Genomic DNA, 26,478 nt, shown 5'->3' with positions numbered 1-26,478 from the left:
CAGTAGCTCACCAAAGGAGATTCCCCATGCGTATCGTGGTTGCACTGGGCGGCAACGCCCTGCTCCGCCGCGGCGAACCGATGACCGCCGACAATCAGCGCGCCAACATTCGTACCGCTGCCGAGCGTATCGCCCGCATCCATCCGGGCAACGAGCTGGTCATCGCCCACGGCAACGGCCCGCAGGTTGGCCTGCTGTCGCTCCAGGGCCAGGCCTACAAGCCTGACGAGGCCTATCCGCTGGACGTGCTGGGCGCTGAGACCGAAGGCATGATCGGCTACATGATCGAGCAGGAATTGGGCAACCTGCTCGACTTCGAGGTGCCCTTCGCCACCCTGCTCACCCAGGTCGAAGTCGATGCCGACGACCCGGCCTTCAAGGACCCGACCAAGTTCATCGGACCGGTCTACGAACGGCAGGAAGCCGAGCGCCTGGCGCAGGAAAAGGGCTGGGTGGTCAAGGCCGATGGCGACAAGTACCGCCGCGTGGTCGCCAGCCCCAAACCCAAGCGTATCTTCGAGATCCGCCCGATCAAATGGCTGCTGGAAAAGCGCACGCTGGTGATCTGTGCCGGGGGTGGCGGCATTCCAACGATGTACGATGCCCATGGACGACTCAAGGGCATCGAGGCGGTGATCGACAAGGACCTGTGTTCCGCGCTGCTGGCCGAGCAGCTCGACGCCGACCTGTTGATCATCGCCACCGACGTCGATGCCGCTTATGTGGACTTCGGCAAGCCGACGCAAACCGCCATCGCCCAGGCGCACCCGGACGCGCTGGACACGCTCGGTTTCGCCGCCGGCTCCATGGGCCCCAAGGTCCAAGCCGCCTGCGAGTTCGCCCGCAATACCGGCAAGGTCGCAGTCATCAGCTCGCTGGAGAACATCGAGGACATCGTCAAAGGCACCGCCGGTACACGCATATCGACCGGCCTGCCCGGGATCAGCTACCGTTGAACGCAGTTGGCCGGTGCGCCCCACCGGCCGTTTTCGATTTACAGGAGGACGCCCCATGGCCCAGTTCCATCCTGGTCACGTGCACATCGAGCGCGTCGCGCTCAACAGCCACGACCACAGCTACGACCTCGCCATCGAGTACGAGGCCACCCAGGACCCCAAGGAAGGGCACGGCATCCAGTTCCACATGCATGGCAGCATCGAAGGCAAACCGGTGGACGAACGCTTCTTCCTGGCCAAGGACCAGGTCCTGCCGAGCTTTCTCATGCAACTCACGCGCAGAGCGCAGGCACACCTTCCGGCACCGAAGAAGTTCGAGAGCCTGAACTCGCCGCACAAACTCTACGACCACATGTTTGAAGACATCCGCCAGACGCTGGCGGTGAAGTCCGGCGATCCGATCAAGCCTGAACATTTGCAGTGACCTCGGCGCCGACCATGCACCGTTCGTGTGGGCGCGCCAGGCATCTCGAGGCATACTGCTGCCTCTCGTCTCAAGACCGCTCGCCCCCATGCGCATCCACGTCAGCTTCATCGACCGCGTCGGCATCACCCAGGAAGTCCTGGCCCTGCTCGGTGCCCGTCACCTCAACCTCGATGCGGTGGAGATGGTTCCGCCCAATGTCTACATCGACGCACCGACCCTGAGCCCTGCCGTGCTCGAAGAACTGCACGATGCGCTGTTCGAGGTGCACGGCGTGCAGGCGGTGGAGGTGGTCGACATTCTGCCCGGCCAGCGCCGTCACCTGCAGCTCGACGCCCTGCTGGCGGCCATGAGTGATCCGGTGCTGGCCGTCGACAGCGCCGGCAAGGTGCTGCTGGCCAACCCGGCACTGATCGCCCTGTGCGGGCGCGAATCGGCGGGCCGCTCGGTGGGCGAGCTGTTCGGCGACGACAACCTGCTCCAGGCCCTGCTGGACAACAACTTCCACCTGCCCATGCGCGAAATGCAGCTCAATGGCCAGAGCCTGCTGCTCGACGCCACACCGATCACCCAGGCCGGTGGCCTGCTCACGCTGTATCCGCCGAACCGCATGGGTGAGCGCCTGTCGGCGCTGCGGCACGACCGCGCCGAAGGCTTCGATGCACTGCTCGGTGAGTCGCCGGTCATCCGCACCCTCAAAGCCCGCGGCCTGCGCGTGGCGACCTTGGATGCGCCGCTGCTGGTGCATGGCGAAACCGGCACCGGCAAGGAACTGGTGGCCCGCGCCTGCCATGCGTTGAGCAGCCGCCAGGCCGCGCCATTCCTGGCACTCAACTGCGCCGCGCTGCCCGAGAGTCTGGCCGAGAGCGAGCTGTTCGGCTATGCCCCCGGCGCCTTCACCGGCGCCCAGCGCGGCGGCAAGCCCGGTCTGATGGAGCTGGCCAACAAAGGCACGGTGTTCCTCGACGAGATCGGCGAAATGTCGCCGTACCTGCAAGCCAAGCTGCTGCGTTTTCTCAGTGACGGCAGCTTCCGCCGGGTTGGCGGCGACCGTGAGGTCAAGGTCGACGTGCGCATCATCAGCGCCACCCACCGCGACCTGGAGCGCATGGTCGCTGAAGGAAGCTTCCGCGAAGACCTGTTCTATCGGCTGAACGTGCTCAACCTGCAAGTGCCGCCCCTGCGCGACCGCGGGCAGGACATCCTGATGCTGGCCCACTACTTCATGCAGCAGGCTTGCACCCAGATCCAGCGCCCGCCCTGCCGCCTGGCGCCCGCCACCCACCAGGCGCTGCTGGCCAACCCCTGGCCGGGCAACGTGCGCCAGTTGCAGAACGTGATTTTCCGCGCTGCCGCCATTTGCGAAAGCCACCTGGTGGACATTGGCGATCTGGACATTGCGGGCACGTCGGTCGCGCGCGGGCAGGATGGCGAAGTGGCTAGCCTGGAACAGGCCGTCGGCGATTTCGAGCGCAGTTTGCTGCAACGGCTCTATGCCAGCTACCCCTCGACGCGCCAACTCGCCGCGCGGCTGCATACCTCGCATACCGCCATTGCGCAGCGCTTGCGTAAGTACGGCATCTCTGGAAAGTCCTGAAGCCGACCACAGCCGTACTGATTTCAATACACCGTAATGAAATCAGTACAAACCCTATTGCGCTTGTCTTTGCAAAGGTTTGATTGGTCGATCTTTTGTTCCCACTTTTGCGCCGTAGCGTTTTCATTCCATCTCCACGCTCCCCCGCACCCACAAAAAGCTCCCAACCCATTGAATTGAGGGGCTTCCATTCGAGTGGCCGCATTATTGCTAGGTGAAATCCCATCTCAAGAGCGCGGAACCACCGCGCCCATCGACCCCTGCGTTACGAGGATTTCCCATGAGCGAGTTGCGTTTCACCGAAGATCACGAATGGCTGCGCGTCGAAGCGGACGGCAGCGTCACCGTCGGCATTACCGCTTACGCCCAGAACGCCTTGGGCGATGTGGTCTTCGTGCAACTGCCGGAGCTGCAGCACTACGACAAAGGTGCCGAAGCCGCCACCGTCGAATCGGTCAAAGCCGCCAGCGGTGTGTACATGCCGCTCACTGGCGCAGTGGTCGCCGTCAACGAAGACCTCAATGACAGCCCGGAACAGGTCAACGAAGACCCACTGGGCCAAGGCTGGTTCTTCCGCTTCGTCCCCGCCGACATGGCTGAAGTGGCCGCCCTGCTCGACCAGGATGCCTACGACCGCCTGCTCAACGCCAACGCCGACGCCTGAGGATCACCACCATGACCAGCAACCTCGGCACCGCCAACGAATTCATCGCCCGCCACATCGGCCCGAATAGCGCCGACGAACAGGGCATGCTGCACACCCTGGGCTTCGATTCGCTCGAAGCCATGACCGCTGCGGTCATTCCCGAGAGCATCAAGGGCACCAGCGTACTCGGTCATGCCGATGGGCAAAGCGAAGCCGACGCGCTCGCCGCCCTCAAGACCATCGCTGCACGCAATGAGCTGTTCAAAAGCTTCATCGGCCAGGGCTACTACAACACCCACACGCCGGCGCCGATCCTGCGCAATTTGCTGGAAAACCCGGCCTGGTACACCGCCTACACCCCCTATCAGCCGGAAATTTCCCAGGGTCGCCTGGAGGCGCTGCTGAACTTCCAGACGCTGATCAGCGACCTGACCGGTTTGCCGATCGCCAACGCCTCGCTGCTCGATGAAGCCACCGCTGCGGCCGAGGCCATGACCTTCTGCAAGCGGCTGTCGAAGAACAAGGCCAGCAATGCCTTCTTCGCCTCCGTGCATTGCCATCCGCAGACCCTCGATGTACTGCGCACCCGCGCAGAGCCGCTGGGCATCGACGTGGTGGTGGGCGATGAGTTCGCGCTGCAGGACACCAGCGCCTACTTCGGTGCGCTGCTGCAGTACCCGGCCAGCCATGGTGCAGTGTTCGACTACCGCGAAGTGGTCCAAAGCCTGCACGACGGCAACGCGTTGGTGGCGGTAGCCGCCGACCTGCTGGCCCTGACCCTGCTCACCCCGCCGGGCGAGTTCGGTGCCGACGTGGCCATCGGCAGCGCCCAGCGCTTCGGCGTGCCGCTGGGCTTTGGCGGTCCACATGCGGCGTACTTCGCCACTCGCGACGCGTTCAAGCGCGACATGCCGGGCCGCCTGGTCGGCGTGTCGATCGACCGCTTCGGCAAAACCGCCCTGCGCCTGGCCATGCAGACCCGCGAGCAGCACATCCGTCGCGAGAAGGCCACCAGCAACATCTGCACCGCCCAGGTGCTGTTGGCCAACATCGCCAGCATGTACGCCGTCTATCATGGCCCCGCCGGCCTCAAGCGCATCGCCGAACGCACGCATACGCTGACTGCCGTGCTCGCTGCCGGCCTCGACAGTCTCGGCGTCTCGGTGCTCAACAGCACCTGCTTCGACACCCTGACCCTGAACACCGGCGCCACCACCGCCGCGCTTCACGAAAAAGCCCGGGCACAGCGCTTCAACCTGCGCCAGATCGACGCCACGCACGTGGGCCTGTCGCTGGACGAAACCAGCACCCAAGCCGATGTCGAAGCGCTGTGGGGGCTGTTCGCCGAAGGCGGTCGCCTGCCCGACTTCAACGCCCTGGTCGCAGGCCCCATTTCGCGCCTGCCGCAGGCCCTCCTGCGCCGCTCGGGCTACCTCGAACACCCGGTATTCAACCGCTACCACAGCGAAACCGAGTTGATGCGCTACCTGCGCCGCCTGGCCGACAAGGACCTGGCCCTGGACCGCAGCATGATCCCGCTGGGCTCGTGCACCATGAAACTCAACGCGGCCAGCGAAATGATGCCGGTGACCTGGGCCGAATTCGGCAACCTGCACCCGTTCGCCCCAGCCAGCCAAAGCCAGGGTTACCAGCAACTGACCGACGAATTGCAGGCCATGCTCTGCGCTGCCACCGGCTACGACGCGGTGTCGCTACAGCCCAATGCCGGCTCGCAAGGCGAGTATGCCGGCCTGCTGGCGATCCGCGCCTATCACCGAAGCCGCGGCGACAGCCACCGCGACATCTGCCTGATCCCCTCCTCGGCCCACGGCACCAACCCGGCCACGGCCCACATGGCCGGCATGCGCGTGGTGGTGACTGCCTGCGACGCGCGCGGCAACGTCGATGTCGACGATCTGCGGGCCAAGGCCAGCCAGCACCGCGAGCACCTCGCCGCGCTGATGATCACCTACCCATCGACCCACGGCGTGTTCGAAGAAGCCATCGGTGAGATCTGCGCGCTGATCCACGACAACGGTGGCCAGGTGTACATCGATGGCGCCAACATGAATGCCATGGTCGGGCTGTGCGCCCCAGGCAAGTTCGGCGGCGATGTCTCGCACCTGAACCTGCACAAGACCTTCTGCATCCCCCACGGCGGTGGCGGACCGGGCGTCGGGCCGATCGGCGTCAAATCCCATCTGGCTCCGTTCCTGCCCGGTCATGCGGCGCTGGAGAACACCACTGGGGCGGTCTGCGCTGCACCGTTCGGCAGCGCCAGCATCCTGCCCATCACCTGGATGTACATCCGCATGATGGGCGGGGCGGGGCTCAAGCGCGCTTCGCAGATGGCCATTCTCAATGCCAACTACATCGCCCGCCGCCTGGAAGAGCACTATCCGGTGCTGTACAGCGGCAGCAATGGCCTGGTGGCCCACGAATGCATCCTCGACCTGCGCCCGCTCAAGGACGCCAGCGGCATCAGCGTCGATGATGTGGCCAAGCGCCTGATCGACTTCGGTTTCCATGCCCCGACCATGTCCTTCCCGGTGGCCGGCACGCTGATGATCGAGCCGACCGAGAGCGAGTCGCGCCAGGAACTGGACCGCTTCTGCGAGGCGATGATCCAGATTCGCGAAGAGATTCGCGCGGTAGAGAACGGCAGCCTGGACAGGGACGACAACCCGCTGAAGAACGCCCCGCACACCGCAGCCGAGCTGGTCGGGGACTGGGCACACGGGTATAGCCGCGAGCAAGCGGTGTATCCAGTGGCCAGCCTGATGGACAACAAGTACTGGCCGCCGGTGGGTCGCGTCGACAACGTGTACGGCGACCGCAACCTGGTCTGCGCCTGCCCGTCGATCGAAAGCTATCAGGACGTCTGAGGCCGCCAACGTCGCCGCCTCAGCAAGGCCTGCGCGCGAATGCCACTTGCCGCTCGCGCGCAGGGCTGGACCACATTCCAAGGAGTCATCGATGACCGCCACACTGCTCAAGACCCCGCTGCACGCCCTTCACCTGGAGCTGGGCGCACGCATGGTGCCGTTCGCCGGCTACGACATGCCCGTGCAGTACCCGCTGGGCGTACTCAAGGAACACCTGCACACCCGCAGCCAGGCGGGATTGTTCGACGTCTCGCACATGGGCCAGATCCTGCTGCACGGGCCTGGAGCGGCGACCGCCCTGGAAAGCTTGGTGCCGGTGGACATCGTCGACCTGCCGGTCGGCACCCAGCGCTATGCGCTGTTCACCGACGAACAGGGCGGCATCCTCGATGACCTGATGGTCGCCAATCTCGGCGACGACACGCTCTTTCTGGTGGTCAACGCCGCCTGCAAGGAGCAGGACCTGGCCCATCTGCGCGAGCATCTGGGCGCCCGTTGCGAGGTGCAACCGCTGTTCGAGACGCGCGCCCTGCTGGCACTGCAAGGCCCGGCAGCGGCCTCGGTGCTGCAGCGCCTGGCACCTGAAGTGGCGCAGATGACCTTCATGCAGGTGCGGCGCGTGACGCTGCTCGAGGCGGATTGCCTGATCAGTCGCTCTGGCTACACCGGCGAAGACGGCTACGAGATCTCGGTACCCACGGAGCACGCCGAAGCCCTGGCGCGGCGCCTGCTGGCCGAACCCGAAGTGCAGCCGATCGGCCTCGGCGCCCGCGACTCGCTGCGCCTGGAAGCCGGGCTGTGCCTGTATGGACACGACATGGACCCTGACACCAGCGCAGTGCAAGCCAGCTTGTGGTGGGCCGTGTCCAAGGCCCGTCGCGCCGACGGCGCGCGTGCGGGCGGTTTCCCAGGCGCTGAGCGGGTGTTCGAGCAGCAGCGTGAGGGCGTGGCCCGCAAGCGCGTCGGCCTGCTGCCACAGGAGCGCACGCCGGTTCGAGAAGGTGCCGACATCGTCGATGGCACCGGCAAGACGGTCGGAAGGGTGTCCAGTGGCGGCTTCGGACCGACATTGAATGCGCCTGTGGCGATGGGGTATGTCGATAGCGAACACAGTGCATTGGAAACGCCGCTGTTCGCCGTGGTGCGGGGCAAACAAGTTGCCTTGAGGGTCAGCAAAATGCCTTTCGTTGTGCCGCGTTACTACCGAGGTTGAAGGTAATTCATTAAGCGCTCGCTTATTCGATTGCGAACCCATTTAATAACTTTCGAACATGGCGCCAGCCCAGGCGCCATGCTGTTTGCGACCATTGTGTCGGTAATCGGCAAAAGCCTGATCTGGAGGCGATTCGGGGCTTGTTTTTGTCGCGAGAGTTGGCGTAGAGTCGGCTCACTGTGTTTGCATGGGTCGCAACAGTTCGTGACCTGGGCCAGTAGCCGAATTTTGCTACAACCCGTCTGACGTCTCTTACTTTCCTGCAACCCAGCCCAGTACTCTTTCGTCCTTCCAAAACGAAAGAAACTGAAATCACTATCTAAAGATTCATAGGAAGCAAGAAAATGGCTGAGCGTCAGAACGGTACCGTCAAGTGGTTCAATGACGAGAAAGGTTACGGCTTCATTACCCCCGAAAGCGGTGCGGATCTGTTCGTTCACTTCCGCGCGATCGAAGGCAATGGCTTCAAGAGCCTGAAAGAAGGCCAGAAGGTCACCTTCGAAGCCGTGCAAGGCCAGAAAGGCATGCAAGCTGACAAGGTTCAGGTTGCAGAGTAAGCCGATCCGGCTTCGAAAAAGCCCCTGCCAAGTGCAGGGGCTTTTTTTTAACCGTAGAATGGCGGCTTCGTCTTTCGGAGCCACCGTGCATGACCAAGCCCTTGCTCACTCCCCAGGGTGAATTCCCGCCTGTCGGCCTTGGCCGACGCCTGGCAGCGATGTTCTACGACTTCCTGCTCTGCACGGCCCTGCTGATCGTGACGGCGGGCGTCTACAAGCTGATCCAGATGTCGATCATCGGCGAGGCTCGCATGCGAGCGCTCACCGAGGCGGGCGCGCTGGATGGCGACCCGCTGCTGTCCACGGTACTGCTGTTCGCACTGTTCGGCTTCTTCGCCAAGTTCTGGACCCACGGCGGCCAGACGCTGGGCATGCAGGTCTGGGGAGTGCGCGTACAGAATGCCGACGGCAGCGCCATCACATTGTGGCAGGCTCTACTGCGCTTCGTGGTCTCGATCGCGTCCTGGCTGTGCCTGGGCCTGGGCTTTATCTGGTCGCTGATCGACAAGCACAAACGCAGTTGGCATGACATCTACTCCGAAACCCGGCTGGTACGCGTACCAAAATCGAAGAAATGACTGCGGCCAGCCTAGGCTCTGCGCAGCGGCCAGCAAATAGTCGACCCTAGGGTCGTAATGCTGTTCACTTAAAGAATGCTGGGTCCGCTTCGCGGCCCTTTCGCGGCACAAGGCCGCTCCCACAAAGTCCGCGCAAACCCTGAAACATGGGGCTGTACGGACCCTGTGGGAGCGGCCTTGCGTCGCGATGGGCTGCGCAGCAGCCCTAATTCCAGCAATACAGATATTAAGTGAACAGCATTAGACCCTAGGGTCGGCTTTTTCATTTACGCCAAGGCTAGGCTCATCCCGCCCTTCGTAGCAGCCATACCCCTGCAAGGGCGCAGACCCCTGCCGGTATCACCACCGCCAGCAACGGCGGGAAGCCGAACACCTGGCTCGAGGGGCCGAGCAAATCCTGGGCGATGCGGAACACGAAGCCCACCAGCACCCCGGTGAACACGCGCTGACCCAAGGTCACCGAGCGCAGCGGACCGAAAATGAAGGAGATCGCCATCAGCACCAATGCGGCGGTCACCACCGGCTGCAGAATCTTGCTCCAGAACGCCAGCCAGTAGCGGGCATTGTTCAGACCCTGATCGGCCAGGTAATGGATGTACTCCCACAGCCCAGTCATCGACAGCGATTCGGGCGGCAGCACCACGGTATTGAGCAGTTCCGGCGTCACCGAAACATCCCAGAGTTCTTCCGGCACCTGCACCACTTCGGTGTGATCGCCCTTGAAGAACGTGGTGTTGACGTCATGCAGCACCCAGCGCTCGTCCTTGTACAGGGCACGACGGGCGAAGCTGGAACTGAGAATCTTGCGCTCGTCGTCGAAACGGTAGCGAGTCACGCCCAGCAGCAGGCCGTTGGGCTGCACCGAGTTGATGTGCACGAACTCGTCGCCCTGGCGGTGCCACATGCCTCGCTTGGAGCTCTGCGCCTCGCCACCGCCCTGGGCCAACGAACGCTCGGCCTGGGCCTTGTTCTCGGTGACCGGGGCAACGTATTCGCCGATCAGCAGGCCGACCAGCATCAGCACCAGCATCGGCTTCATCACCGCCCAGACGATGCGGCCGATGGACACGCCAGCGGCACGCATGATGGTCAATTCGCTGCTGCTAGCCAGGCTGCCGAGGCCAATCAGGCAACCGATCAGTGCGGCCATCGGCAGCATGTCGTAGAGGCGGCGCGGCGCGGTGAGCAGCACATAGCTGCTGGCATCGAGCAGGCTGTAGGTGTCGCTCAGGTCACCCATCTCGTCGATGAAGGCGAACAGCGAGGCCAGGCCGAGGATGATCCCCAGCACGGCGAGAATGGCCAGCAGTACGCTCTTGCCAATGTAGCGGTCGAGTTTAACCACGGCTCACCCCCGCACGGCGCGAGGCCATCTTCAAGCGCAGCGGCTCCCAGTACATCAGCGCAAGACCGATGAGCAGGAACAGCGTGTGTACCCACCAGAAGCCAAGGGAAATCGGCAGCTTGCCTTTCTCCAGGGCACCGCGAACGGAAATCAGCATCGTCAGGTAGGCCATGTACAGAAGAATCGCCGGCAGCAGCTTGAGGAAGCGACCCTGGCGTGGATTGACCCTGGCCAGCGGCACCGCCAGCAGCGTCACGATGAAGACCAGCAGCGGCAGCGACAGCCGCCACTGCAGCTCGGCGCGCTCGCGCAGACCGTCGTGCCCGATCAGGTCGGAGGTCGGGATGGCTTCGCGCTCGGTGACCTCCTGGCTGACTTCCGGCTTGGGCAATTGCACACCGTAGGTCTCGTACTTGATCGCACGATAACCGGCCTCGCCTGGGTTGCCATCGTAGCGATAGCCGTTTTCCAGGATCAGGTAGCGGTTGCCGTCGGCCTGGACTTCCTGATGGCCCTTTTCGGCGACCAGTACCGAAGGCGCACGGTCCTTGGTCTTGTCTTGATTGAAGCGCTTCTCGGAGATGAACACGCCACCGAGATTGACCCGATCGTCGGACATCGTTTCGGCATAGGTGACACGGGTGCCGTCACGCAGGCTCTGGAAGCGACCGGGCACCAGGGTATCGAACTCGGTCAAGGCATCTTGCTGGGCCACGATCTTCTGCACCTGGGCGACGCCCAACGGCGCCAGGCTCAGACTCAGCCACGCCACCAACAGCGCGACCAGCGCAGCCGGCGCCATGGTCAGCGCCAACAGGCGCTGCTGGCTCATGCCGGTGGCCGAAAGCACGGTCATCTCGCTTTCCAGGTAGAGCCGGCCATAGGCCAGCAGGATGCCGAGGAACAACCCAAGCGGCAGGATCAGCTGCAGAAAGCCCGGCAGGCGGAAGCCCATGATCAGGAACAGCACACCCGGATCGAGTGCACCCTGGGCCGCCTGGGCCAGGTACTTGATGAAGCGCCCGCTCATGATGATCACCAACAGCACGGCGCTGACGGCGCTCAAGGTGACCAGGACCTCGCGGGACAGATAACGAAAGACGATCAAACCAGACACTCCTGGGTTGTCAGGGGCGGATTGCCAGGACACTGACTGAAAGGACAGTCAGGACCCGCGCCGGTTCGCCAGCAGCGAACCTCCATTCAAAAGTGCGCGCATTATCCTGTGATTGGGGGCGCCTGTCACTTGGCGGCGCATCACAGCGAATGTCCTGACTGGCGAAAGCCGGATGCCCCCCTGCAAAAGCGGGCTCCGGGGTTGTCAGCGAGGCGCCGGCAGGCTCAAACTGGCAGCTTTTCCACTGGCCCGCGACAGCGCCGCCAGGCCGGGCGCGTCGCTTGCGCGGCCGTCGCCACTCTACAGATCATTCGGGGACCCTCACATGCAACTGGTTGTAAAGACCGTAGCCGCAGCATCCGTGAAAACCGCCACTCTGGTCGTTCCGGTCGGTGAAGGCCGTCAGCTTGGCGCCGTCGCCAAGGCCATCGACCTGGCGACAGAAGGCGCCCTGGCAGCCATCCTCAAGCGCGGCGATCTGGTCGGCAAGCCGGGTCAGACCCTGTTGCTGCACAACCTGCCGGGTCTCAAGGCCGAGCGCGTACTGCTGGTCGGCTGCGGCAAGGAAGAGGCTTTGGGCGACCGCACCTGGCGCAAGCTGGTCGCCAGCGTCGCCGGGGCTCTGCGCAACCTGGCCGGCACCGACGCCGTGCTGGCCTTGGACGACATCGCCGTGACCAATCGTGACGGTCACTACGGCAAATACCGCCTGCTGGCAGAAACCCTGCTCGACGGCACCTACGTGTTCGACCGTTTCAAGAGCCAGAAAGCCGAGCCGCGCGCCCTGAAGAAGGTCACCCTGCTGGCCGACAAGGCCGGCCTGTCCGAGGTCGAGCGCGCGGTCAAGCACGCCACCGCCATCGCCAGCGGCATGGCGCTGACCCGCGACCTGGGCAACCTGCCACCGAACATCTGTCACCCCAGCTTCCTCGCCGAGCAGGCCAAGGATCTGGGCAAGGCGCACAAGGGCCTGAAGGTCGAAGTGCTCGACGAGAAGAAGATCAAGGACCTGGGCATGGGCGCGTTCTACGCCGTCGGCCAGGGCAGCGATCAGCCGCCACGACTGATCGTCATGCAGTACCAGGGCGGCAAGAAGGCCGACAAGCCGTTCGTGCTGGTCGGCAAGGGCATCACCTTCGACACCGGCGGCATCAGCCTCAAGCCGGGCGCCGGCATGGATGAAATGAAATACGACATGGGTGGTGCGGCCAGCGTGTTCGGCACTCTGCGCGCGGTGCTCGAACTGCAACTGCCGATCAACCTGGTGTGCCTGCTGGCCTGCGCCGAGAACATGCCCAGTGGCGGCGCGACTCGACCTGGCGACATCGTCACCACCATGAGCGGGCAGACCGTGGAAATCCTCAACACCGATGCCGAAGGCCGTCTGGTGCTGTGCGATACCCTGACCTACGCCGAGCGCTTCAAGCCGCAGGCCGTGATCGATATCGCCACCCTCACCGGTGCCTGCATCGTCGCCCTGGGCAGCCACACCTCCGGCCTGATGGGTAACAACGACGATCTGGTCGGCCAACTGCTCGACGCCGGCAAGCGCGCCGACGACCGCGCCTGGCAACTGCCGCTGTTCGAGGAATACCAGGAGCAACTGGACAGCCCGTTCGCCGACATCGCCAACATCGGCGGCCCGAAGGCGGGCAGCATCACCGCCGGCTGCTTCCTGTCGCGCTTCGCCAAGAACTACAGCTGGGCGCACCTGGACATCGCCGGCACCGCCTGGACCAGCGGCGGCAAGGACAAAGGCGCCACCGGGCGTCCGGTGCCCCTGCTGACCCAGTACTTGCTGGATCGCGCGGGCGTTTGATGGCAGCGAGGCGATGGCGTTGCCGTCGCCTCGTCGCTGACGACCTGACCGACCATGAGCAAAGTCGACTTCTACATTCTGCCCACCGACTCGCTGTCGGCGCGCCTGGACTTCGCCTGCAAGCTGTGCGAGAAGGCTTGGCGCCTGGGCCATCGGGTCTACCTGCATTGCCAGGACGAGGCGCAGCGCGTGGATCTGGACGAACGCCTGTGGCGCTTCAAGGGCGAGGCGTTCGTCCCCCACGACCTGGCCGAGCAGCACCCTGAAGCCCAGGTGGCCTTGGGCATCGACGCCAGTGCGGGCGAACATCGCGACCTGTTGATCAACCTCGGCGCCAGTGTGCCGGCCTTCGTCGGCCAGTTCGAGCGGGTGGCGGAAATCGTCGTCGAGGACGCAGCCATCCGCCAGTCGGCCCGAGACCGATTCCGTTTCTACCGTGAACAGGGCTATGCTCTGCAAGATCACCGCTTACAGCGACTTTGACGACGATGGACAAACCCACTTCCCAGAACCCATCCGCCCACCTGCTCGACGACCTCGAGTCGATTCGCCAACTGTTGGGCGACGCCGACCTGCAGCCGCCACTGCTCACCGAAACCGTCGAGCAGATGCCCCTGCAGTTGGACGCATCTTCGCCAGTCGCTGCGCCAAGCGCCGAACCGGCACCGGCGCCAGCCGAAGACTCGCAGACCCGCCGCCAGGACACCCTGTTGCACCTGGACGCCGAGTTGCGCGCCGCCGCGCAATCGATCATGCAAGACGTGATCAACGACTACACCCCGCACATCGAAGCCGAAATCAAGCGTCGCCTCGAGGCGCGCATGGAACGCCTGATCAAGCGTTCGGAGTAAGCCGCCGCGCGCTGCGCGTTGCGCTCATCGTGGTCCAGCTTCGATGGGCCTGACGCGCGCCCTCCTTGCAGCTTGTCGCTTGCAGCTCGCAGCTTGGTTATACTTCCCGGCTTTCCCGAATTAATGCCTAAGGGTCCCGCCGCGCATGGATAAGACCTACCAGCCGCACGCCATCGAAACTTCCTGGTACAACACCTGGGAGTCGGAAAACTATTTCGCTCCGCAAGGTGCAGGCGAGTCCTACACCATCATGATCCCGCCGCCGAACGTCACCGGCAGCCTGCACATGGGCCACGGCTTCAACAACGCGATCATGGACGCCCTGATTCGCTTCCGCCGCATGCAGGGCCGCGACACCCTGTGGCAGCCGGGCACCGACCATGCCGGCATCGCGACGCAGATGCTCGTCGAACGCCAACTCGAAGCCAAAGGCCAGAATCGTCACGACTTGGGCCGCGAGCAGTTCCTGGAAAAAGTCTGGGAGTGGAAAGACCAGTCCGGCGGCAACATCAGCCGTCAGATTCGTCGCCTGGGTTCGTCGGTCGATTGGAGCCGTGAGCGCTTCACCATGGACGACGGCCTGTCCGAAGCAGTGAAAGAAGCGTTCGTGCGCCTGCATGAAGACGGTCTGATCTACCGCGGCAAGCGCCTGGTCAACTGGGACACGAAGCTGCACACCGCCATTTCCGACCTCGAAGTGGAAAGCCACGACGAAAAGGGCCATCTGTGGAACCTGCGCTACCCGCTGGCCGATGGCGCCACCACGGCCGAAGGCAAGGACCACCTGGTGGTGGCCACCACCCGTCCGGAAACCTTGCTGGGCGACGTCGCCGTTGCGGTCAACCCGAACGATGAGCGCTACCAGGCCCTGATCGGCCAATTCGTCGAGCTGCCGCTGGTCGGTCGCCGCATCCCGATCATCGCTGACGATTACTGCGACCCTGAATTCGGCACCGGCTGCGTGAAGATCACCCCAGCCCACGATTTCAACGACTACGAAGTCGGCAAGCGCCACGACCTGCCGCTGCTGAACATCTTCGACAAGAACGCCAGCGTGCTCGCCGCCGTGCAGGCCTTCAACCTCGATGGCAGCGTCAACGAGGGCGTCGATACGTCCCTGCCGGCCCAGTACGCCGGGCTCGACCGTTTCGTCGCGCGCAAGCAGATGGTGGCTGATCTGGATGCCCAGGGCCTGCTGGTGAGTGTCGACGACCACGCCTTGAAGGTGCCCAAGGGCGACCGCTCCGGCACCATCATCGAACCTTGGCTGACCGACCAGTGGTACGTCTCCACCAAGCCCCTGGCCGAGCCTGCCATCGCTGCCGTGGAGGATGGCCGGATCCAGTTCGTGCCCAAGCAGTACGAGAACATGTACTTCTCCTGGATGCGCGACATCCAGGACTGGTGCATCAGCCGTCAGCTGTGGTGGGGCCACCGCATCCCAGCCTGGTATGACGAGGCTGGCCAGGTATATGTCGGGCGCAACGAACAGGAAGTGCGCAGCAAGCACAACCTGGGGGCCGACGTGACCCTGCGCCAGGACGACGATGTCCTGGACACCTGGTTCAGCTCGGGGCTGTGGACCTTCTCCACCCTGGGCTGGCCGGAACAGACCGAGTTCCTGAAGAAATTCCACTCCACCGACGTGCTGGTCACAGGCTTCGACATCATCTTCTTCTGGGTCGCCCGGATGATCATGCTGACCATGCACCTGATCAAGAACGAAGACGGCACCCCCCAGGTGCCGTTCAAGACCGTGTACGTGCACGGCTTGGTGCGTGACGGTCAGGGACAGAAAATGTCCAAGTCCAAGGGCAACGTGCTCGACCCGCTGGATATCGTCGACGGCATCACCCTCGAGGCGCTGCTGGAGAAACGCACCAGCGGCATGATGCAGCCCAAGCTGGCCGAGAAGATCGCCAAGCAGACCAAGGCTGAATTCCCCGAGGGCATCGCCAGCTACGGCACCGACGCCCTGCGCTTCACCTTCTGCTCGCTGGCCTCCACCGGTCGCGACATCAAGTTCGACATGGGCCGTGTCGAAGGCTATCGCAACTTCTGCAACAAGATCTGGAACGCCGCCCGCTACGTGCTGGACAAGGGCGAAGATTGCGGCCAGAACGGCGAAGCCTGTGAGCTGTCGCTGGCCGATCGCTGGATCATCTCGCAGTTGCAACGCACCGAAGCCGAGGTGACCCGCCAGCTCGAGCAGTTCCGTTTCGACCTGGCCAGCCAGGCGCTCTACGAGTTCGTCTGGAACCAGTACTGCGACTGGTACCTGGAGCTGTCCAAGCCGGTGCTGTGGGACGAGAACGCGCCAATCGAGCGTGCTCGCGGCACGCGTCGCACGCTGGTGCGCGTGCTGGAAGTGGTGCTGCGCCTGGCCCATCCGTTCATGCCCTTCATCACCGAAGAAATCTGGCAGCGCATCGCGCCGCTGGCCGGTGTTCAGGGCAAGACCATCATGCTGCAGTCGTGGCCTGTGGCCAACGAAAGCCGCATCGATACGGCCGCAGAGGGCGATATCGAGTGGCTCAAAGAATTGATGGTGGGCCTGCGCAACATTCGCGCCGAAATGAACATTGGCCCAGGCAAGCCGCTGCCGCTGTTCCTGAAGAACGCCAACGCCGACGACCAGCGTCGCCTGCAGGACAACGAAGCCCTGCTCAAGAAGCTGGCCAAGGTCGAGTCCTTCACCGTGCTCACCGAGCAGGACGAAGCGCCGCTGTCGGCCACTGCCCTGGTAGGCGATCTGCAGGTGCTGGTGCCCATGGCTGGCCTGATCGACAAGGATGCCGAGCTGGCCCGCCTGAACAAGGAAATCCAGCGCCTGCAGGGCGAAGTCCAGCGGGTCGGCGGCAAGCTGTCCAACGCCGCCTTCGTCGACAAGGCACCGCCGGCGGTGATCGAGAAGGAGCGCGCCAAGCTGGCTGAGTCCGAACAGGCACTGGCCAACTTCACCGAGCAACACGCGCGGATCGCTGCGCTGTAATCAACACACCGTTGGGGCCGCTTGGCGGCCCTGTCGCGGCACGAGGCCGCTCCTGCACGCCACTAGGCGCTTGCCGGAGCGGCCTCGCCGCGACAGGGCCGCGAAAGGTTCGCAACACCGGATGCGACCATGATCGACAAACCTACCCTGCACCCACGCAACCGCCATCAGGGCCGCTACGACTTTCCCCGGCTGATCGAGGCACACCCCGATCTGGCCCGCTTCACCCTCACCAATCCCCATGGCAAACCCAGCATCGACTTCGCCAATCCCGAAGCCGTGCGCGTGTTCAACCGCGCGTTACTCAAGGCCCAATACGGCATCCAGCACTGGGACATTCCCGCCGATTACCTCTGCCCGCCCATCCCAGGCCGCGCCGATTACATTCATGTGCTGGCCGATCTGCTCGCCGAAGACAGTCGCGGACAGATTCCACGCGGCCCGAAAGTGCGCGCACTGGACATCGGCGTCGGCGCCAACTGCATCTACCCACTGATCGGGCACAGTGACTACCGCTGGTCATTCCTGGGCTCGGACATCGATCAGGTGGCACTGGCCTCGGCCAAGACCATCGTCCAGGCCAATGGCCTGAGCAAGGCCGTCACGCTGCGCCTGCAACCTGAGCGCACCCGTATCCTCAGCGGCCTGCTGCAGGCCAGCGAACGCTTCGACCTGACCCTGTGCAATCCGCCCTTCCACGCCTCGCGCGAAGAAGCCACGCGCGGCAGCCAGCGCAAATGGAAGAACCTCGGCAAGCAGGACCCCAAGCGCCGGTTGCCGGTGCTCAACTTCGGTGGGCAGAACAATGAGCTGTGGTGCGAAGGGGGCGAGATTCGCTTCGTCAGCCAGTTGATCAGCGAAAGCGTGCAGTACGCCAGCCAAGTGCTGTGGTTCACCAGTCTGGTGTCCAAAGTCGGCAACCTGCCCGGGATCGAAGCAGCACTGAAGCAAGCGGGCGTCAGTGACCAACGCGTGGTCGCGATGGGCCAAGGGCAGAAGCAAAGCCGCATGGTCGCCTGGAGCTTCCACGACGACAGCGCCCGGGCTGCCTGGTCCAGCGGTCGAGACAAAACGCGGGCATGAAAAAACCGCGCCCGGACAAGCCGGGCGCGGTTTCAACGAAGCATCGACAATTACTTGTTGACGGCGTCGGTCAGCACTTTTGCAGGTACGAACTTGACGACTTTCTTGGCCGCGATTTCGATGGCAGCGCCAGTCGAAGGGTTACGGCCGGTACGGGCAGGACGCTCGGAGACTTTCAGCTTGCCGATGCCCGGCAGAGTGATTTCAGCGCCGTTTTCCAGTTGGTCGGCAACGATCTGGCCCAGTTGCTCCAGGGCGTTGCGCGCGGTGGTCTTCGGCGCATCGATGGCTTCGGCGATGTCGGCAATCAGTTGGTCTTTGGTCAATGCCATGGTGGTGTTCCTTCCCTATCAAATCAGAGGTATGCAGCGTGCTTCATCGTTATCGGGCCTGCACGGAAGTCCCGGCTAGCCTCGCCAATCGCGAATGTAGATGCGCAAATCGACGTTTGGTTCGACACGAGGCAAGCGAGCTGCCAGCAATGCGCCACCCCAAGGGGCGCAAGACGGCGCAAAACTAACACAGGCCTGCGGAAATATCCGCTGCCGACACTGTTTTTATTCAGGTTTTTCGGGGGTTTTGCCGAAAAAACCGACTTTTGATCAAAAAACATACAACACCGTGTATCTGCCACGATCTGACCACTGCATCGCCCCCGCCCTGCGGTAAACTGCGAGACTTTGCAGCGCGGCGTTCCACCGCCCCTTTTTTCAGAGAATTCCATGCCAATCCGTCATTGCATCGTTCACCTGATCGACAAGAAGCCCGATGGCAGCCCCGCCGTGCTCCATGCACGAGACACCGAACTGGCTGCATCGGATGCCATCGAAAATCTTCTGGCTGACCTCAACGACAGCTACAACGCCAAACAGGGCAAAGCCTGGGGCTTCTTCCATGGCGAGTCCGGCGCCTATCCGCTCAGCGGCTGGCTCAAGCAGTACCAGGAGCAGGAAAAAGACTTCGCCACCTTCAGCCGTGTGGCGGTCGAGCACCTGCAGAAGCTGATGGAGGAGTCCAACCTGTCCACGGGTGGTCATGTGCTGTTCGCCCATTACCAGCAAGGCATGACCGAGTACCTGGTCATCGCCTTGCTGCACCATAGCGAAGGCGTGGCAGTGAACGCCGAACTGGACGTCACGCCATCGCGTCACCTGGACCTGGGGCAACTGCATCTGGCGGCGCGCATAAATCTGTCCGAATGGAACAACAACACGCACTCACGCCAGTACATTTCCTTCATCAAGGGCAAGAACGGCAAGAAGGTTTCGGACTACTTCCGTGATTTCATCGGCTGCCAGGAAGGCGTCGACGGCCCTGGCGAAACCCGTACCTTGCTCAAGGCCTTCAGCGACTTCGTCGAGAGCGAGGATCTGCCTGAAGAAGCGGCGCGGGAAAAGACCCAGACCCTGGTCGACTACGCCACCAGTCAAAGCAAGCAGGGCGAGCCGATCACCCTGGAAGAACTGTCGAGCCTGATCGACGAGGACCGCCCCAAGGCGTTCTTCGACCATATCCGCAACAAGGATTACGGGCTATCGCCGGAAATCCCAGCGGATAAGCGCACCCTCAACCAGTTCCGTCGCTTCACCGGCCGGGCCGAGGGCTTGTCGATCAGCTTCGAAGCGCACCTGCTGGGCTCGAAGATCGAGTATGACGAAGCGGCCGGCACCCTGGTGATCAAGGGCCTGCCCACGCAGTTGGTCGATCAGCTCAAACGTCGCAAGGACTGAGTTCGGTTGCGACCTGCTCACTGACATAGGAGGCCACCAGGGCCTCCTTGGCGCACTTGCGCAGCTTCTTCACCAGCCGCTCCTGTTGCAGCGCCTGGCGCCTGTCGGGCCACTGCTCCACATACACGAGCGCCTGCGCAGGGCTGGTCTTGAAATAGCGCGCGCCCTGCCCGCTGCGGTGCTTGAGAAAGCGCCGCTGGGGATCGTCGCTGATACCGCAGTACAGCGAGCCATTGGCCGCCCGGACCAGATAGACGAACCAAGGCTTGCCTGGCGCCTCGGCTATCGACTCACCTTCCACGACGCTACGCCTCAGCGCGCCTGGAACGCGCGCAGGCCATTCAACGCCTGCTGACGCACATTGTTGCGCAGCATCGGACTCCAGCCCAACAGCAGGCCTGGCGTACCCAGTGCCTGACGCGACCAGCGCCACACATCGAAGCTGTCGTCATGCTGGCAGATCAAGCCGTCGCGAATCACGAAGCAGGCCTGGATATCGTTGACCACCGTACGGCCGGTCTGGCCAAACACATAGGTGGCGACCCAATGCGCGCTACCGCCGCGCGTGTCGGCGCGCACATGGTCGAAGGTCAGGGAGAAATCCTTGGCGCGGCTGATCAACATTCGCCACATATCGCCTGCATCCTTGCCCCTCAGGGTACCGAAGGCCGGATCGCTGAAGACGATGTCGTCGCTGTAGCAGGCCACCATGGCCTCGGCGTCCAGGCGCTGGAAGGCCTGGTAGAAACGGGTGATCAAGGCGCTGTTGGCGTCGCTCATGGGGCAGATCCGAGAAAGGGATTGAAGGCTGCACGATAATCCGCGCAACCTGCGGGCGCCATGCCCATCATTGCGGTGAACAAGCCAATGAGCGGGCGTTCAGCGCTGCACACGCTCGCTGACCACCTGCACGTGCAGGGCCCGCCCGGCACCCAGCCCGAAGACGATGGCGCCCAGGCCCAGCACGCCGAAGATCCAGCCCACCGCAGCCCAGCCGCCGGTCAGGTCGTGCACCAGGCCAACGGCGAACGGCCCCATCGATGCCAGGGTATAGCCCACGCCTTGAGCCATGCTCGACAGGTTGGCGGCGACGTGGGCGTCCTTCGAACGCAATACGATCAGGGTCAAGGCCAAGGCAAAGGTGCCGCCCTGCCCCAGCCCTAACAAGACGGCCCAGCCCCAGAGTCCGGAAACCGGGGCGTACAGACAGCCGAACAACCCGCACAGGGTAATCAGCATGACCAGCACGATCGCCAGCCGCTGATCCTTGCCTCGGGTCGCCAGCCACGGGGCGCTGAGCGAGCTGATCAGTTGCACCAGCACCGATCCGGACAGCACCAGCCCAGCTTCGGTCGGGCTCAGGCCACGGCCGATGAGGATGGAGGGCAACCAGCCGAACACGATGTAGGCCAGCGACGACTGCAGGCCCATGTACAAGGTCACCTGCCAGGCCAGCGGATCGCGCCAGAGGCCCCGTACCCGATAGGCGACCTTATGGGCGCCGTGCCCCTGGCGAGCCTGCGGCATCCACACCAGCATCGCCAGCAGCGCAGGCACGGCCCAGAAGCCCAGGCCCAGCGCCCAACGGTCGTCGAAGACATGACTGAGCGGCACGGTACTGCCCGCCGCCATGGCCGCGCCCAGGCACAAGGCCATGGTGTAGACCCCAGTCAGCGTGCCGGCATGGGCGGGGAAATCCCGTTTGACGATGCCTGGCAGCAACACGCCGATGATGCCGATACTGGCACCGGCGATGAGGCTGCCGATGAAGACTCCAGCGACACCCAACGCACTGCGCACCACGATACCCAGGGCCAGCATCAGCAGAATGCCGAGAATTACCCGTTCGCTTCCCAGGCGCCGCGCCAGCACGGGTGCCAACGGCGCGAAAAGCCCCAGGCACAAGACTGGCAGGGTAGTCAGCAGACCTGCCGCCGAAGCGCTCAAGCCCAGGCCATCGGACACCTGCCCCAGCACCGGCGCCATGCTCGACAGCGCCGGGCGCAGGTTCAGAGCGACCAGCACCAGGCCCAGCAACAGCAGCCAGGGGCGCTGCAGCGTCACCGGCTGCTGCTGGACCTGCTCGTCATCGGCCTCGGCATCGATCAGCCACTCGTCGGCTTCGTGCTGTTCGGGCTCGGCCCCGTTAACCCGCTTCAAGCGGGCAACGCGTCGAGCAGCGCCTGGTTCATCTCCGGCGTGCCGATGGTGATGCGCAGGAACTGGTCGATGCGGGTCTGCTTGAAGTGACGCACGATCACCCCGTGTTCACGTAGACGCGCCGCCAGTTGTGCAGCGTCCTGTTGCCGATGGCGAGCGAAGATGAAGTTGGCCGCCGAGGGCAGCACCTCGAAGCCGCGCGCGGTCAGTTGCTCGACCAGTGCCTCGCGGCTGTCGATGACCTTTTGGCACGTCTGTGCGAAATAGGCCTCGTCCTCGAACGCTGCAGCCGCGCCGGCAATGGCCATGCGGTCCAGCGGGTAGGAGTTGAAGCTGTTCTTGATCCGCTCCAAGGCTTCGATCAGATCGGGATGCCCGACGGCCAGACCGACCCGCAGCCCAGCCAGCGAACGCGACTTGGACAAGGTCTGGGTCACCAGCAGGTTGTCGTAGCGCGCGACCAGGCTGATCGCCGTCTCGCCGCCGAAGTCGATATAGGCTTCGTCCACCACCACCACCGAGTCACGATTGGCCTGCAGCAGTTGCTCGATGGCCTGCAATGGCAGCAGACAACCCGTGGGCGCGTTGGGATTGGGGAAGATGATGCCGGCATTGGGGCGCTGATAGTCCTCGATGCGGATCTGGAACGCCTCGTCCAGCGCCACGGCTTGGTACGCAATGCCGTACAGACCGCAGTACACCGGATAGAAGCTGTAGCTGATGTCCGGGAACAGCAGCGGCCCCGGGTGCTGGAACAGTCCGTGGAAGATGTGTGCCAGCACCTCGTCCGAGCCATTGCCGACGAACACCTGCTGCGCGCTGACGCCATAGTACTCAGCGACTGCCTGCTTGAGCCGATCACCGTTGGGGTCCGGGTACAGGCGCAGGTCATCGTTCAACTGCTCGCGCATGGCCTGCAAGGCCTTGGGTGATGGGCCGTAGGGGTTTTCGTTGGTGTTGAGCTTCACCAACCGAGCGAGCTTGGGTTGCTCGCCTGGGACATAGGGCACCAGATCCTTGACGAAGGGGCTCCAGAATCGACTCATGTTCAGTTCCCCTTGTTGTCGAGAATACGGAATTCGGCGCTGCGCGCGTGGGCGGTCAACGACTCGCCACGGGCCAGTACGGATGCGGTATGCCCCAACTGCGAGGCACCCTGCTCGGAGCAGAAAATGATCGAGGAGCGCTTCTGGAAGTCGTAGACGCCCAGCGGTGAGGAGAATCGCGCCGTGCCGGAGGTAGGCAACACGTGATTGGGGCCAGCGCAGTAGTCGCCCAGCGCTTCGCTGGTGTGACGTCCCATGAAGATCGCTCCGGCATGGCGGATCTGCCCCAGCCAGGCCTGCGGGTCGGCCACCGACAGCTCCAGGTGTTCGGGCGCGATGCGATTGGCCACCTCGATGGCCTGCTGCATGTCGCGCACCTGGATCAGCGCACCACGACCATTGATCGATTTCTCGATGATGTCGGCGCGCTCCATGGTCGGCAGCAGCTTTTCGATACTGGCGGCGACGCGGTCGAGGAAATCGGCATCCGGGCTGACCAGGATCGCCTGGGCATCTTCGTCGTGCTCGGCCTGGGAGAACAGGTCCATGGCGATCCAGTCCGGATCGGTGTGACCATCGCAGACCACGAGGATCTCCGAGGGGCCGGCGATCATGTCGATGCCGACCTGACCGAACACATGGCGCTTGGCAGTGGCCACGTAGATGTTGCCCGGGCCGACGATCTTGTCCACCTGCGGGACGCTTTCGGTGCCGTAGGCCAACGCTGCGACTGCCTGTGCACCGCCAACGGTGAACACCCGATCGACCCCGGCGATGCAGGCCGCGGCCAGCACCAGTTCGTTCAGCTCGCCCCGTGGCGTCGGCACCACCATGACCACTTCGCCAACCCCGGCAACCTTGGCGGGAATGGCGTTCATCAGTACCGACGAAGGGTAGGACGCCTTGCCGCCCGGCACGTACAGCCCGGCGCGGTCCAGCGGAGTGACTTTCTGGCCCAGCACCGTGCCATCGGCCTCGGTGTACTGCCAGGAGTCCTGTTTCTGCCGCTCGTGGTAGCTGCGTACCCGATTGGCAGCGGTTTCCAACGCCTCGCGCTGCGCTGGAGTGATGCGCGTGAGCGCCAGTTCCAGGCGCTCGCGGTCGAGGATCAGGTCATCGATGCTGCTGGCCTGAACGCCATCGAAGCGCTGGGTGAACTCCACCAGCGCGGCGTCGCCTCGCTCACGCACGGCCTTGATGATGTCGAGCACCCGCTGATTGACCGCGTCGTCGGACACGCTCTCCCAGCTCAGCAGATGATCCAGATGGCGTGCGAAATCCGGATCGGCAGCGTTGAGACGGGCGATTGCAGTGGACAGCGTCATGACGAGGGCCTCGTTTTAGTGGCGAATGCTCAGGCGCCCTAGGCTACCAGTCGATCCGCGCGGGCACCCGAGAAAAGTGGCAATGACGCGGATCGACGGGCGCGACAGCGAAGGTCGCGCGCAGAGGTCAACCGCGGTGTCGCGACTCGACAGCCTTGCGCAAGGTGTCGATGAGGGTCTGGATGCGGGCGTGCTGCATCTTCATGGAGGCCTTGTTCACCACCAGTCGCGAGCTGATCGTGGCGATCAGTTCCTGGGGTTCGAGACCGTTGGCGCGCAAGGTGTTGCCGGTGTCCACCACGTCGATGATCTTGTCGGCGAGGTTGATCAGCGGTGCCAGTTCCATGGAGCCGTACAGCTTGATGATGTCGACCTGACGGCCCTGCTCGGCGTAGTAACGCTTGGCGACATTGACGAACTTGGTGGCTACGCGCAGACGCCCCTTGGGCTCCGGCGCACCCACCACACCGGCGGTCATCAGCTTGCATTGGGCGATCTGCAGGTCCAGCGGCTCGTAGAGCCCCTGGCCGCCGTATTCCATCAGCACGTCCTTGCCAGCCACGCCCAGGTCGGCAGCGCCGTGCTCGACATAGGTCGGCACATCGGTGGCGCGCACGATCAGCAGGCGCACGTCGTCCTGCGTGGTTGGGATGATCAGCTTGCGGCTCTTGTCCGGATTCTCGGTCGGCACGATACCGGCCTCGGCCAGCAACGGCAGGGTATCGTCGAGAATACGGCCCTTGGAAAGCGCGATGGTCAACATTGCAACGTCGGTCCTTAAGCAGCTACGGCCGGCCGGGTCCTGGACCCGACCGCGTTCGATTCGGCTGGCACGTCCTTGTGCCGATCACAGGCAGAGGCCGGATTAACCCGGTACGCGACGGATCTTCGCGCCCAGCATCTGCAGTTTTTCTTCGATGCACTCGTAGCCACGGTCGATGTGGTAGATGCGATCGATCAAGGTATCGCCTTCAGCCACCAGCGCAGACAGCACCAGGCTGGCCGAAGCGCGCAGGTCGGTGGCCATGACCGGAGCACCCTTGAGCGCAGTGACGCCGGTGACGATGGCGGTGTTGCCTTCGACCTGAATCTGCGCGCCCATGCGGTGCATCTCGTACACGTGCATGAAGCGGTTCTCGAAAATGGTCTCGATCACGGCACCGGTGCCTTCGGCGATGGCGTTCAGGGAAATGAACTGCGCCTGCATGTCGGTGGGGAACGCCGGGTACGGGGCGGTGCGCAGGTTGACGGCCTTGGGCCGCTTGCCGTGCATGTTCAGCTCGATCCAGTCTTCGCCGGTGGTGATCTCGGCGCCGGCTTCCTTGAGTTTCTCCAGGACCGCTTCGAGGATGGTCGGATCGGTGTCCTTGACCTTGACCCGACCACCGGTGACGGCGGCGGCGACCAGGTAGGTGCCGGTCTCGATACGGTCGGGCATCACCCGGTACGTGGCCGAGTGCAGGCGCTCGACGCCATCGATGGTGATGGTGTCGGTGCCCGCGCCCTGGATCTTGGCGCCCATGGCGATCAGGAAGTTGGCCAGGTCGACCACCTCAGGCTCGCGTGCAGCGTTCTGCAGCACGCTGCGACCCTTGGCCAGCGCAGCGGCCATCATGATGTTCTCGGTACCGGTCACACTGACGGTATCGAAGAAGAAGTGCGCACCGCGCAGGCCGCCTTCAGGCGCCTTGGCCTTGATGTAGCCGCCTTCGACCTCGATCTTCGCGCCCATGGCTTCCAGGCCACGGATGTGCAGGTCGACCGGACGCGAACCAATGGCGCAACCGCCTGGCAGGGCCACTTCAGCCTCACCGAAGCGAGCGACCATCGGGCCGAGCACCAGGATCGAGGCGCGCATGGTCTTGACCAGCTCATACGGCGCGACCAGGGTCTTGATGGTGCGCGGGTCGATTTCCACGGCCAGCTTTTCGTCGATCACAGGCTCGATGCCCATGCGCCCGAACAGCTCGATCATGGTGGTGATGTCGTGCAGGTGCGGCAGGTTGCCGACGGTAACCGGGCCATCGGCCAGCAGTGTCGCCGAAAGAATCGGCAGTGCCGCGTTCTTGGCCCCGGAAATGCGGATTTCGCCGTCGAGACGTGCGCCACCCGTGATAATCAGTTTGTCCATTTCAATCTCGCCGCCAACTGTTG

24 protein-coding genes are annotated in these 26,478 nt (G+C 63.7%); 14 read left to right on the top strand and 10 right to left on the bottom strand.

Features of this window, described 5'->3' with window-relative positions; translation table 11 throughout:
- Positions 1 to 26 precede the first annotated feature (26 nt).
- The 8 genes from arcC (at position 27) to NJ69_RS01510 (ending at position 8,856) form a co-directional block, all read left to right on the top strand.
- Positions 27 to 956, top strand: coding sequence for a carbamate kinase (gene arcC, locus NJ69_RS01545; RefSeq protein WP_039575667.1), 930 nt, complete (start codon positions 27 to 29; stop codon positions 954 to 956).
- Between the two features lie 55 nt (positions 957 to 1,011).
- Complete coding sequence (locus tag NJ69_RS01540) at positions 1,012 to 1,380, top strand: DUF5064 family protein (protein WP_029613575.1); 369 nt, start codon at positions 1,012 to 1,014, stop codon at positions 1,378 to 1,380.
- A gap of 88 nt (positions 1,381 to 1,468) precedes the next feature.
- Positions 1,469 to 2,977, top strand: a complete 1,509-nt coding sequence (locus tag NJ69_RS01535; RefSeq protein WP_039575665.1) for a sigma-54-dependent transcriptional regulator — start codon at positions 1,469 to 1,471, stop codon at positions 2,975 to 2,977.
- Positions 2,978 to 3,257: 280 nt separating this feature from the next.
- Positions 3,258 to 3,641 (top strand): glycine cleavage system protein GcvH, encoded by a 384-nt coding sequence (gcvH, locus tag NJ69_RS01530; protein WP_039575662.1) that lies wholly within the window; start codon positions 3,258 to 3,260, stop codon positions 3,639 to 3,641.
- Positions 3,642 to 3,652: 11 nt separating this feature from the next.
- On the top strand, positions 3,653 to 6,508 hold the full coding sequence (gene gcvP / locus NJ69_RS01525) for an aminomethyl-transferring glycine dehydrogenase (RefSeq protein WP_039575659.1): 2,856 nt from the start codon (positions 3,653 to 3,655) through the stop codon (positions 6,506 to 6,508).
- 91 nt (positions 6,509 to 6,599) lie between these two features.
- On the top strand, positions 6,600 to 7,721 hold the full coding sequence (gcvT, locus tag NJ69_RS01520) for a glycine cleavage system aminomethyltransferase GcvT (RefSeq protein WP_039575657.1): 1,122 nt from the start codon (positions 6,600 to 6,602) through the stop codon (positions 7,719 to 7,721).
- A 344-nt stretch (positions 7,722 to 8,065) separates the two neighbouring features.
- Positions 8,066 to 8,278 carry a cold-shock protein gene (locus NJ69_RS01515; RefSeq protein ID WP_029613578.1) on the top strand — a complete coding sequence of 71 codons (213 nt, stop codon included), beginning with the start codon at positions 8,066 to 8,068 and terminating at the stop codon, positions 8,276 to 8,278.
- Between the two features lie 89 nt (positions 8,279 to 8,367).
- Complete coding sequence (locus NJ69_RS01510; RefSeq protein ID WP_039575654.1) at positions 8,368 to 8,856, top strand: RDD family protein; 489 nt, start codon at positions 8,368 to 8,370, stop codon at positions 8,854 to 8,856.
- A 283-nt stretch (positions 8,857 to 9,139) separates the two neighbouring features.
- Here NJ69_RS01510 and lptG read toward each other — a convergent pair whose 3' ends face one another.
- Together lptG and lptF are read right to left on the bottom strand one after the other, a co-directional pair.
- Entirely contained in the window at positions 9,140 to 10,201 is a 1,062-nt protein-coding gene (gene lptG / locus NJ69_RS01505) for an LPS export ABC transporter permease LptG (protein ID WP_029613580.1), read from the bottom strand.
- On the bottom strand, positions 10,194 to 11,309 hold the full coding sequence (lptF, locus tag NJ69_RS01500; RefSeq protein ID WP_029613581.1) for an LPS export ABC transporter permease LptF: 1,116 nt from the start codon (positions 11,307 to 11,309) through the stop codon (positions 10,194 to 10,196). Before lptF ends, lptG begins: the two co-directional genes overlap by 8 nt.
- A gap of 334 nt (positions 11,310 to 11,643) precedes the next feature.
- Here lptF and NJ69_RS01495 point away from each other — a divergent pair, with 334 nt between their 5' ends.
- From NJ69_RS01495 to rlmF, 5 genes are all read left to right on the top strand, one after another.
- Positions 11,644 to 13,137, top strand: a complete 1,494-nt coding sequence (locus NJ69_RS01495) for a leucyl aminopeptidase (RefSeq protein ID WP_039575650.1) — start codon at positions 11,644 to 11,646, stop codon at positions 13,135 to 13,137.
- A 54-nt stretch (positions 13,138 to 13,191) separates the two neighbouring features.
- On the top strand, positions 13,192 to 13,620 hold the full coding sequence (locus NJ69_RS01490; RefSeq protein ID WP_029613582.1) for a DNA polymerase III subunit chi: 429 nt from the start codon (positions 13,192 to 13,194) through the stop codon (positions 13,618 to 13,620).
- A 5-nt stretch (positions 13,621 to 13,625) separates the two neighbouring features.
- Positions 13,626 to 13,988 carry a hypothetical protein gene (locus tag NJ69_RS01485; RefSeq protein WP_039575648.1) on the top strand — a complete coding sequence of 121 codons (363 nt, stop codon included), beginning with the start codon at positions 13,626 to 13,628 and terminating at the stop codon, positions 13,986 to 13,988.
- Between the two features lie 145 nt (positions 13,989 to 14,133).
- Positions 14,134 to 16,980 (top strand): valine--tRNA ligase, encoded by a 2,847-nt coding sequence (locus NJ69_RS01480; RefSeq protein WP_039575645.1) that lies wholly within the window; start codon positions 14,134 to 14,136, stop codon positions 16,978 to 16,980.
- 129 nt (positions 16,981 to 17,109) lie between these two features.
- A complete protein-coding gene (gene rlmF / locus NJ69_RS01475; protein WP_039575642.1) occupies positions 17,110 to 18,063 on the top strand; it encodes a 23S rRNA (adenine(1618)-N(6))-methyltransferase RlmF in 954 nt (317 codons plus the stop codon).
- Positions 18,064 to 18,113: 50 nt separating this feature from the next.
- Here the strand turns inward: rlmF and NJ69_RS01470 are convergent, their stop codons facing one another.
- On the bottom strand, positions 18,114 to 18,395 hold the full coding sequence (locus tag NJ69_RS01470) for an HU family DNA-binding protein (protein WP_029613585.1): 282 nt from the start codon (positions 18,393 to 18,395) through the stop codon (positions 18,114 to 18,116).
- Positions 18,396 to 18,785: 390 nt separating this feature from the next.
- Between NJ69_RS01470 and yejK the strand changes: the two genes are divergently transcribed.
- Positions 18,786 to 19,793, top strand: a complete 1,008-nt coding sequence (yejK, locus tag NJ69_RS01465) for a nucleoid-associated protein YejK (RefSeq protein ID WP_039575640.1) — start codon at positions 18,786 to 18,788, stop codon at positions 19,791 to 19,793.
- On the opposite strand, the gene NJ69_RS01460 is transcribed toward yejK, so the two are convergent.
- The 7 genes from NJ69_RS01460 to murA form a co-directional block, all read right to left on the bottom strand.
- Positions 19,774 to 20,094, bottom strand: coding sequence for a GIY-YIG nuclease family protein (locus tag NJ69_RS01460; protein ID WP_039575638.1), 321 nt, complete (start codon positions 20,092 to 20,094; stop codon positions 19,774 to 19,776). The two genes, yejK and NJ69_RS01460, sit on opposite strands and share 20 nt — an antisense overlap.
- A gap of 11 nt (positions 20,095 to 20,105) precedes the next feature.
- Complete coding sequence (locus NJ69_RS01455; protein WP_039575635.1) at positions 20,106 to 20,573, bottom strand: nuclear transport factor 2 family protein; 468 nt, start codon at positions 20,571 to 20,573, stop codon at positions 20,106 to 20,108.
- 99 nt (positions 20,574 to 20,672) lie between these two features.
- Positions 20,673 to 21,953 carry a CynX/NimT family MFS transporter gene (locus NJ69_RS01450; protein ID WP_039575633.1) on the bottom strand — a complete coding sequence of 427 codons (1,281 nt, stop codon included), beginning with the start codon at positions 21,951 to 21,953 and terminating at the stop codon, positions 20,673 to 20,675.
- A complete protein-coding gene (gene hisC / locus NJ69_RS01445; RefSeq protein WP_029613590.1) occupies positions 21,950 to 22,999 on the bottom strand; it encodes a histidinol-phosphate transaminase in 1,050 nt (349 codons plus the stop codon). Before hisC ends, NJ69_RS01450 begins: the two co-directional genes overlap by 4 nt.
- A 2-nt stretch (positions 23,000 to 23,001) precedes the next feature.
- Positions 23,002 to 24,324, bottom strand: a complete 1,323-nt coding sequence (hisD, locus tag NJ69_RS01440) for a histidinol dehydrogenase (protein ID WP_039575631.1) — start codon at positions 24,322 to 24,324, stop codon at positions 23,002 to 23,004.
- Between the two features lie 127 nt (positions 24,325 to 24,451).
- Positions 24,452 to 25,087 carry an ATP phosphoribosyltransferase gene (hisG, locus tag NJ69_RS01435; RefSeq protein ID WP_029613592.1) on the bottom strand — a complete coding sequence of 212 codons (636 nt, stop codon included), beginning with the start codon at positions 25,085 to 25,087 and terminating at the stop codon, positions 24,452 to 24,454.
- Positions 25,088 to 25,189: 102 nt separating this feature from the next.
- Positions 25,190 to 26,455: a UDP-N-acetylglucosamine 1-carboxyvinyltransferase gene (murA, locus tag NJ69_RS01430; protein ID WP_039575629.1), complete on the bottom strand. Its 1,266-nt coding sequence runs from the start codon at positions 26,453 to 26,455 to the stop codon at positions 25,190 to 25,192.
- Positions 26,456 to 26,478 lie beyond the last annotated feature (23 nt).

It is taken from the genome of Pseudomonas parafulva (assembly GCF_000800255.1).
Taxonomy (GTDB): Bacteria; Pseudomonadota; Gammaproteobacteria; order Pseudomonadales; family Pseudomonadaceae; genus Aquipseudomonas; species Aquipseudomonas boreofloridensis.
The sequence above is the reverse complement of the archived record's forward strand: the minus strand, read 5'-3'. Positions and strand labels throughout refer to the sequence as shown.